7 protein-coding genes are annotated in these 7189 nt (G+C 44.0%); 2 read left to right on the forward strand and 5 right to left on the reverse strand.

Annotated elements, in window-relative coordinates; genetic code table 11:
* Nucleotides 1–45: 45 nt before the first annotated feature.
* Nucleotides 46–723: a 2-C-methyl-D-erythritol 4-phosphate cytidylyltransferase gene (ispD, locus tag AACX33_RS04050; protein ID WP_193998300.1), complete on the reverse strand. Its 678-nt coding sequence runs from the start codon at nt 721–723 to the stop codon at nt 46–48.
* Between the two features lie 110 nt (nt 724–833).
* On the opposite strand from ispD, the gene AACX33_RS04055 reads away from it, so the two are divergent.
* Entirely contained in the window at nt 834–1781 is a 948-nt protein-coding gene (locus AACX33_RS04055) for a glycosyltransferase family 9 protein (protein ID WP_193998299.1), read from the forward strand.
* Nucleotides 1782–1820: 39 nt separating this feature from the next.
* Here the strand turns inward: AACX33_RS04055 and AACX33_RS04060 are convergent, their stop codons facing one another.
* The 3 genes from AACX33_RS04060 to AACX33_RS04070 form a co-directional block, all read right to left on the reverse strand.
* Entirely contained in the window at nt 1821–2522 is a 702-nt protein-coding gene (locus AACX33_RS04060; RefSeq protein ID WP_193998298.1) for a DevA family ABC transporter ATP-binding protein, read from the reverse strand.
* A 109-nt stretch (nt 2523–2631) separates the two neighbouring features.
* Entirely contained in the window at nt 2632–3813 is a 1182-nt protein-coding gene (devC, locus tag AACX33_RS04065) for an ABC transporter permease DevC (RefSeq protein WP_193998297.1), read from the reverse strand.
* Nucleotides 3810–5111, reverse strand: coding sequence for an HlyD family efflux transporter periplasmic adaptor subunit (locus tag AACX33_RS04070; protein ID WP_193998296.1), 1302 nt, complete (start codon nt 5109–5111; stop codon nt 3810–3812). Before AACX33_RS04070 ends, devC begins: the two co-directional genes overlap by 4 nt.
* Nucleotides 5112–5212: 101 nt before the next feature.
* On the opposite strand from AACX33_RS04070, the gene AACX33_RS04075 reads away from it, so the two are divergent.
* The gene (locus AACX33_RS04075) at nt 5213–6091 is read left to right on the forward strand and encodes a TetR/AcrR family transcriptional regulator (RefSeq protein WP_193998295.1); all 879 of its coding nucleotides are present in this window, start codon (nt 5213–5215) and stop codon (nt 6089–6091) included.
* A 230-nt stretch (nt 6092–6321) separates the two neighbouring features.
* Here the strand turns inward: AACX33_RS04075 and AACX33_RS04080 are convergent, their stop codons facing one another.
* Nucleotides 6322–6798 (reverse strand): CRR6 family NdhI maturation factor, encoded by a 477-nt coding sequence (locus AACX33_RS04080; protein ID WP_193998397.1) that lies wholly within the window; start codon nt 6796–6798, stop codon nt 6322–6324.
* Nucleotides 6799–7189: the final 391 nt, after the last annotated feature.

A 7189-nucleotide genomic window follows, 5' to 3' on the forward strand; every position in this document is an offset into this window, starting at 1 on the left:
CCCTGCTCCCTGCTCCCTGCCCCCCTGCCTCTTCCCCCCTGCCTCTTATCGGTTGCTGAGGATAAATTCGGCGATCGCTAAATCTTGAGGAGTGGTAACTTTTAAATTAGTCTCTTCTCCGGGGACAATTTGGACTTCAATACCGCATCTTTCAAATAAAGCCGCATCATCTGTGACTTCCCAACCCTGACGCACACCTTCGGCGTGACACTCTTTCAATAACTTGACATTAAAACCTTGAGGTGTTTGTGCTGCCCACAATTGCCGTCGGTCGGGTGTGCTTTGAATGATGCCATGCTCATCCACAACTTTGATCGTATCTTTCACCGGGACAGCCGCAATTAAACCAGAACATTGGCGGATAGCTGCGGCGCAGGAGTCGAGTAAATCTGGTGTTGCCAGACATCGAGCGCCATCGTGAATTAATACCTGTTCTGCGGTGGCTGGGAGCGCCTGCAAGCCGTTGTAAACCGATTCTTGACGGGTGGAGCCGCCCGCTATAAATTCCACTGGTTTAGTCACATTTAAGTCAGCGAGAATGTCCTTAAACTCAGGCCAATCACAAGGTTGAGAAATAATCCCGATCCACTTGATTGTACTGGCTGCTGCCGCCGCTTTGAGAGTCCAAGCAATGATTGGTTGCGATCGCACTTCCAAAAGGAGTTTGTTACGGGTTCCTCCCATTCTTTTGCCGATTCCCGCCGATGGAATAAGTAAATACACAGAAAACCTCAAGCAATTAACGACTAATAACTAATGTCTAATAACTAATCACTAATTTCTAACACCTATATTCACCTAAAATAAGGAGCGAGTACGCGTCAATAAATATTATGCGAGTAGTAGCCCTTGTTCCTGGCGGAATTGGCGACCAAATTCTTTTCTTCCCGACACTAGATGATCTCAAGCGTGATTACCCTAACGCTCAGTTAGATGTCGTTGTGGAACCCCGGTCAAAGGCTGCCTATCGGGTGAGCAAGTCAGTTAATGATGTCCTGACCTTTGATTATAAAGACCGCAACAGTCTGGCGGATTGGAGTAATTTCGTCGGCACGATTCGCGATCGCGAGTATGATGCCGTCATCACTGTGGGAAACAGTTGGTTAATGGGGCTTTTACTTTGGTTAACGGGGATTCCTACCCGCGTTGGCTACCAAGGCAAAGGAGCAGTTTTTCTGACTAATCCTGTACCATTCCCACCAAAGCAGTACATAGCGGCAGCTTACCACGACTTGCTGCAACCGTTTGGGATTAAAACCCCTTGCCCAGAGTTAGCAGTTAATGTACCGAAACCAGATATTGAATGGTCACAAAATGAACAAAAACGCTTGGGGGTAAATGAAACAGGCTACATATTAATTCATGCTGGTTCTAGTGAGGTATCTCCAACAGGTGTGGATAAACTCTACCCTGTGAAAAATTGGCAGCAAATTATTTACGAATGTCAACAAAAGCAGCCAGATTTGCCTGTGGTGGTGATTCAAACAGATGAAAATGAGCGATCGCTTCTGGAAAGAACTCCAGGTATTAAGGTGACTTCTCCTGATAATATTGGCAAATTAGCTGCCATGATTGGCGGCGCAAGTTTGATGTTATCAACTGATGATCCACTACTTCACCTAAGTGTTGCAGTGCAAACTTATACTATCGCTCTATTTGGTCCCACAGATCCTGCGAAGTTGTTGCCGAAAAGTGATAAATTTCTGGCGATTAAATCACCTACAGGTCAAATGGCGGATATTTCACCCCAAATAGTTTTGGATAAAATTTGGGCTGGCTAAACCAGTGCTGAGTGCTGAAAAAAAACCTTCCACTCAGCATTAAGCACTACTTAAAGTATTTACATCATTTCTCACGAGATGACCATCTTCCATGTAAATAATCCGGTCAGCGATATCTAAAATGCGGTTATCGTGGGTCACGAGCAAAATTGTACAGCCTTGCTCTTTCGCTAATTTCTGCATAATTTCCACCACATCACGCCCCGATTGTTTATCGAGTGCAGCTGTGGGTTCATCGGCTAAGACAATTTTAGGCTGACTTACCAACGCTCGTGCGATCGCAACCCGTTGTTTTTGTCCACCAGACAAATTATCTGGATAGTAATTCAGTCGCTCTCCCAAACCCACTGCTTCTAGCATTTGTTGTGATTGGTGAAGCATTTGCTGGGTAGAAATTTGCGGTTGCACTTCCAAACCCATCCGGACATTCTGGAGTGCGGTTAAACTACCATGTAAGTTGTGCGCTTGAAAGATATAACCGTTACTTCGCCGCGCCTGTGTTAACTGTTTGCTACTAGCACCACAAAGTTCTCTGTCTAAAACTCGCATACTACCAGACTGGACAGAACGCAACCCTCCCACCAAAGTTAGCAGTGTCGTTTTACCAGAACCAGAAGGCCCTGTCATAATCACAATCTCACCGGCATTAATTGTGAGATTGATATTGAATAAAACCTGCTTACTCAGTTGACCACTACCAAAGTAATGATCAAGATTTTCAATAGAGATAACATTAGTCATTAGTCATTAGTCATTCGGAAGTTAAAATCTTTAGCCCCAATACCCAGTCTCAGCATTCTCTTATTTTGAATTTTGAATTTTGAATTTTGAATTGATTTATCCCCATTCCCTAAAACATATCCGCAGGGTCAGCAGATTGTAATCTCTGAGTGGCGATAACTCCAGAAATAGTACACATAATGATGGTCAGTAATAACACAACTACTGCTCTGAATAAAGTCATGTATATCGGTAAATTTGTCGCATTGCGAGCCAACCGGTAAAGTCCCAAAGGCACAACAAATCCGGGAATAAAACCCAGGAAAGCTAAAATAATCGCTTCTTCAAAAATCACCCCTAATAAGTATGAATTGGGATAACCCATTGCTTTGAAGGTGGCATATTCTTTCAAATGGGCATTCACGTCAGTAGAAAGAACTTGATAGACAATAATCACACCTACCAGAAATCCCATAGATACACCCAAACTGAAGATAAAACCAATGGGGCTTTCACTTTTCCAGTAGTCTTCCTCAAATTTGATAAATTCCTCCCGTGTTAGCACTTTGACATCTTCATTATTTTGGAGGTGCAATTTTAAGGCTGCGGCTACCTGCTGCGAGTCATAGCCTGGTTGAATATCTATCAAGCCCAGGCTGATACTCCCTACTTGTCGTCTGGGAAATAATCTTAAAAAATTGTCATCGTTGGATATCAATGTACCGTCAGCGCCAAAGGATGCACCTAATTTAAATGCGCCACTGATGGTAATGGTACGTTTATCTACCTCTGTGGATACAGTTTTACCTGCGTCAATTTGGCGAAATACTTCTTGGTATTCACCTCTGGCTCCACGGTCAAAGATAAAGGAATCAGGTAGTTTAATCTTGTCTAATTGAGCATTTAGTTCTGGTAAGTCTAAAACAGGCTGTTCATGAGTGACACCAATGGCTTGGACTGAGGTTTTCCGCCGTGTTTGGGGATTCTTCCAAGTGATTAAACCGATATACATGGCTGTAGCTGATTGTACACCCGGAACATCAGCAGCCTGCAATAATCGCCGTCGTGAAAAGGTGGACATATTTTGCATATTCCGACTTTGCGGACTCATTAAAATGATATCTGCCAGCACAGCCCGATTTATGGTGGTGTTGCTGTCGTAGAGCGCATTCTGAAAGCCAAGCTGCATAAACATCAGGACATCTGCAAAGGCAATTCCTGCTATAGCGACTAACAAACGACTTTTATGATGGCTGAGTTGTAACCATCCGAGAGGTGTTCGCCGTTGTAGTTGTTTAATTAATTCGTTCATAGTTCAATCACCGCCTTGACTTGTAAATTGGTAAATTTGGCGGCTTTTTGGCTGGATGTTTCATCGAGTTGGACGTGGACTTCCACAACTCTGGAGTCAATATTTTCTGTGGGGTCACTGTTAATAATATTTTGCCGTTGCACTTTCCAGCCCACCCAATCTACTGTTCCGACTAATTCACCTGGTAGAGAATTACTTGATATTCGCACCCGTTGTTGAGGTTGCACTTTGCTCACGTCGCTTTGATAAATTTCGACAACTGCATACATCTGGTTGGTTTGCCCAATCTCGATAATGCCGTCGTTAGATACCATTTCACCTGAGCGGGTATGAATATCAAAGATCACACCATCTTGGGGTGATTTTACATAAGCCTGATCTAAGTTAGCCTTTGCCTGTTTCGCCACTGCGATCGCACGGTTAATTTCTGCTTCTGCCCCAGCGACATCTATCGGTCGGACTTCGGCAATACGGTCTAAGGTAGCCGAGGCGACATTGGCTTGTTGATTGCCAGTTGCTTGAAGTCGAGTTAGCACTGTCTGAGCTTCGGTAATTTGTTGGCGACCAGTGCCATCAATGCGTTTGAGAATGGCTCTGGCTTCACTCAGCTGCTGGGTGATAATATCGACACTCAAGCGCTTGGTGTCAAATAAGGACTGGGAAATTGCGCCTTCAGAATACAACTGCTGATAGCGTTGCAATTCTACTTGGGCATTTTTCAATTCGGCTTCGAGCTTCTTAATTGTGGCTTGTTGTGCCGTTTTCTCTCCTTGCCACTGTACCTCTAATCTGGTGACTGTTTCTCTTTGCTGAGTTTCATCTCCTAGAGTCTGGGCTTGGATACGCGCCATCTCGGCTTTTTGCGCCTGGATTTCGCCTACTTTTGCACCTTGCTGAATTTTTGCCAGATTGATCCGTGCTACTTTCACGGCTGCTTCGGCTTCTTGCAATGCCCCTTGTAAGCGATCGCGATTATCTAAAATAGCGATCGCCTCCCCAACTTTCACCTGATCTCCTTCCTTGACCAATAGCTTCTCTACCCGACTACCTTGACTCGATGCCGATGCGGAAAGTTTAATCACTTTTCCTTTGGGTTCTAGTCTCCCCAGAGCCGTCACCGTTTTTATTTCAGGTATGCTCACCTGCTCGGTGGGAGTCGTTTGAGTTGCTTGTGATTGCCAAAATTTGTAACCTGTTGTACCGGCGATCGCCAAACTTGTAGCTACTGCCAACATAATCAGTTGGCGAGAGCTAGGCTTAAGGAATGCGGAACCTTTAGCTGTGCTAGCAGGTAGCATAAGCCCCCTCTTTTACGTATGAGTAAACTAGTTAGTTCAGTTGTTATGTAACTAAACTAAACTGTACATTCTAATAATGTCAATAGTCCAAAAATCTGAATATGAAAAAAAAACAGCCAAAAAGTAATCAGGTAGACCGTTTGCTGTCACCAGAGAAAGTTGATGCGATTTTCGCTGGTGCTATGCAAGAATTTTTAGCAAATGGCTATGCTGCTACAACAATGGATAAGGTGACAGCAGCAGCAGGAGTATCCAAAACAACGGTTTACAGCTACTTTCAGGATAAAGAGAGATTATTTATTGCCCTGATTGAGCGACTAGCCCAGGAAAATTTTCGGGCAGTATTTAATCCCCAAGACCCGCATTTCCTGGAAGGAGAACCTCAAAATGTTTTGCGCCGTTTAGCAACCAACATTTTGGTGCGGATGACCGAACAGCAGGAAATATTGAATTTAGTCAGAGTGATTATCGGCGAGTCTGGACGTTTCCCGTTACTGGCGCAAGAGTTTGTGCGGAACATACACAAACCTGCTTTGGAAATGCTGACGCAATATTTTACAGACCATCCAGAACTGCAACTACCTGACCCAGCAGTAGCGGCGCGGATTTTTATGGGGACATTAGTACATTTCACCATTATTCAGAATATGTTACATAGTCACCAGTTGTTACCAATGGAGCGCGATCGCCTCATTGACCAACTAATTAACTTAGTCACCAGTAATCAGACTCCCAAACCGCCAACCGTCAATCAGTACTCAGGTACTCTTCAGAAATCACCAAGGCGCAAGCGTACTGCTTCGGGTCAATTTAAGATGGATTATGGTCGTGAGCCGAAACATCTCAGGTCTATGCGACTCACAGATACAGCTTGGGAAAAGCTGGCAGAATTGGCATCTGAAAATAATTTGACCAGAAGTGAAGCTATTGAAATTTTTGCCCGTAACGGGACTTTAGATGATCACAACTCAGAAACCTAATTATGTATATACATGGAAGATTTTTGACATTCTCCCCTCTCCTTACTAAAGCTACCGTGTACACACAAGTGATCGAATCGCCCCCTAACCCCCAATTCTGGGGGAACAAGAATTTTCACTCGTCCCCCAAACTTGGGGGATTTAGGGGGCAAAACAGGCTCAAACGCAGACAGGCAAGACTTCTGTGTACACCGTAGCCTTACTAAAGAGAGGGATTAAGGGTGAGGTTCTTAAGAAAAAATCTCAAAAAAGGTATCATCTAAGTCATAACCGAGCATTTGCGCCATAGACTTTAACCGCGATTGGCTGGGGATACCTTGCTGTTTTAGCCAATCACCTAAAATAAAAATTTTGTGCATCAGAAATATTTCTAAAGCTTCCGGATTATATTGAATACCTTCTTTAGCACTGAATTGGTGTGGTACAAGCATGGCCGTATAACGAGCAAATTCGCCAGATTTCCAATCAAGTAAAAATGGTAACCAGGGATATTTGGCATCCAAACGCACAAACCACAGTCGCAACTCTGGAATTTCGGAAAGTTCGCGGGGGTCTCCAGGTTCTAAAGCATATTTTATCTCAAAGCTCAGTTGCTGTTCGTGAGATGCGATCGCCTTCTCTTCCAGCAGTTGCTCAATCACCCTGACGGCAGGTGAAATATCTAGATTGTTAACATACTCAGTATCGAGTGTAATCGTGATGGTCATCGATTCGGCAGCCACTTTACTTTATGCTCAACAGTAGGATCGAGAATACACACTACCAGCTTTCCGGGTTGAATGCGACATTTACACCCATTTACCTCTCCACTCTATCTGTCTCTGCCTCATTTTGCAGACATCACACCTGCCTAAAGTTGGACATTTGCCACAATTTTAAGTTAAAGTTGTAATGAGTTTGTTTAAGGAGAGAATTGAATCAAGCAAACGCCAACAAGCAACAAACAATGATCAATTACCTTAAACTGTCAATTCAGCAGCAGCACAGGTAGAAGCAAAATAACTTATGTAATATCCTGGCATATAGCGGTTCCTAATCACATGAGGTATATCATAGTCCCCTCCTCGCTTGCGGGGAGGGGGTTGGGGGTGGGGTTCT

It is taken from the genome of Nodularia sp. LEGE 04288, assembly GCF_963896525.1.
Lineage (GTDB): Bacteria > Cyanobacteriota > Cyanobacteriia > Cyanobacteriales > Nostocaceae > Nodularia.

Excerpts from the sequence above, each read along its gene's own strand:
- AACX33_RS04080 (WP_193998397.1), bottom strand. The coding sequence starts at position 6,798 with ATGACCATCACGATTACACTCGATACTGAGTATGTTAACAATCTAGAT.
- devC (WP_193998297.1), bottom strand. The coding sequence starts at position 3,813 with ATGAACGAATTAATTAAACAACTACAACGGCGAACACCTCTCGGATGG.
- AACX33_RS04075 (WP_193998295.1), top strand. The coding sequence starts at position 5,213 with ATGAAAAAAAAACAGCCAAAAAGTAATCAGGTAGACCGTTTGCTGTCA.
- AACX33_RS04055 (WP_193998299.1), top strand. The coding sequence starts at position 834 with ATGCGAGTAGTAGCCCTTGTTCCTGGCGGAATTGGCGACCAAATTCTT.
- AACX33_RS04070 (WP_193998296.1), bottom strand. The coding sequence starts at position 5,111 with ATGCTACCTGCTAGCACAGCTAAAGGTTCCGCATTCCTTAAGCCTAGC.
- AACX33_RS04060 (WP_193998298.1), bottom strand. The coding sequence starts at position 2,522 with ATGACTAATGTTATCTCTATTGAAAATCTTGATCATTACTTTGGTAGT.